Origin of the sequence: Pseudomonas sp. ANT_H12B (genome assembly GCF_008369325.1) — a bacterium.
Lineage (GTDB): Bacteria > Pseudomonadota > Gammaproteobacteria > Pseudomonadales > Pseudomonadaceae > Aquipseudomonas.
Genome location: NZ_VOBI01000047.1, coordinates 1 through 1,663, shown reverse-complemented (window position 1 = coordinate 1,663; position 1,663 = coordinate 1). Strand labels below are relative to the sequence as shown.

General features: G+C 52.9%; 1 protein-coding gene. It reads left to right on the top strand.

Annotation, left to right across the window (positions count from 1 at the left end; all coding sequences use genetic code 11):
• Positions 1 to 70 precede the first annotated feature (70 nt).
• Positions 71 to 1,501, top strand: coding sequence for an IS1182 family transposase (locus tag FQ185_RS30025; RefSeq protein WP_034136200.1), 1,431 nt, complete (start codon positions 71 to 73; stop codon positions 1,499 to 1,501).
• The last annotated feature ends 162 nt before the right edge of the window (positions 1,502 to 1,663 follow it).

Below are 1,663 nucleotides of genomic sequence, written 5' to 3'. Positions count from 1 at the left end.
CCAGAGTGTGTAAAAACGCCTTCGCGAACACTTGCTATGATTTCTGAGGATTTCATCGCAGGGATCGCCTATGAAGCGCTTTATCCAAGGTGAACATCGAGGCCAAGGCACCTTACTTCCCGAGAGCCTCGACGACTACGTCAGCGATACCAATCCGGTGCGCGTAGTCGACGTCTTTGTCGACGAACTTGACTTGGTCAAACTGGGTTTTGAAGGCGTCATACCGGCAGATACTGGCCGGCCTGCTTACCATCCCGCGATCCTCCTGAAGATCTACATCTACGGCTATCTGAACCGCATTCAGTCGAGCCGGCGCCTGGAGCGAGAAGCCCAGCGTAACGTCGAATTGATGTGGCTGACCGGCCGCTTGATGCCCGATTTCAAGACCATTGCCAACTTCCGAAAAGACAACAGCAAGGCCATCCGAGGCGTCTGCCGCCAATTCGTGGTTCTGTGCCAGCAGTTGGGATTATTCGGAGAAAATCTGGTTGCCATCGACGGCAGTAAATTCAAAGCCGTCAACAACCGCGACCGCAATTTCACTAGCGCCAAACTGAAGCGGCGAATGGAAGAAATTGAATCGAGTATCAATCGGTATCTGACTGCGCTCGACGAAGCCGACCAGCAAGAACCCCCGATTGCACAGCCCAACGCTGCTCGTCTGCAAGAGAAAATCGACAAGCTCAAAGCTCAGATGAAAGAATTACAGGTCATTGAAACTCAGCTCAACGAATCGCCGGATAAACAGGTCTCACTGACCGATCCAGACGCCCGTTCCATGATGACTCGCGGCACTGGAATCGTCGGTTACAACGTGCAGACAGCGGTCGATACTCAGCACCATTTGATCGTTGCTCACGAGGTGACTAACGTTGGTTCCGACCGCGATCAACTCAGCTCGATGGCCAAGCAGGCCCGCGAAGCGATGGCGTCAGATACGTTGTCGGTAGTGGCTGACCGCGGTTACTTCAAAAGCGAACAAATCCTGGCTTGTCACGATGCAGGCATCACCGCCTATGTGCCCAAGCCGATGACCTCTGGAGCCAAGGCTGACGGGCGTTTCAATAACGATGCCTTCATCTATGACGCGGCAAAAAACGTATACATTTGTCCCGCTGGAGAGGCGTTGATCTGGCGCTTTTCCAGCATTGAAAAAGGCCTGAAGTTGCACCGTTACTGGAGTTCTAATTGCCAGGGATGCGTGCTGAAATCGAAGTGCACACCGAGCAAGCAACGGCGAGTTCGGCGATGGGAGCATGAAGCCGTATTAGAGGAAATGCAGAACAGGCTGAGCAACGCGCCGGAGATGATGCGGATCCGAAAACGGACTGTTGAGCATCCCTTCGGGACGCTCAAGCAATGGATGGGTGCGACGCACTTTCTGACCCGAAAGCTCAACGGGGTAAGCGCCGAGATGAGCTTGAATGTGCTTGCCTACAACCTGAAACGAGTCATGAAAATCATCGGCACCACTGGCTTGATGAAAGCGTTAACGGCGTAAAAACCGGTCTTTTTTGCCCCATCCAAAGGGCTTTAAGAGGTTGCTGAGCGGTTTTAACTGTTCCTGGAAACGTCACGGACTTGATCAGTTTGCGAAACGTAAGCACGGTCTCCTAGCGTCGATATAGAAAACCCAATCTGACGTTTTTACACACTCTGGGCC

Bases quoted from the DNA above. Each gene is read 5' to 3' on its own strand.
- FQ185_RS30025 (WP_034136200.1), top strand. From the start codon at position 71: ATGAAGCGCTTTATCCAAGGTGAACATCGAGGCCAAGGCACCTTACTT.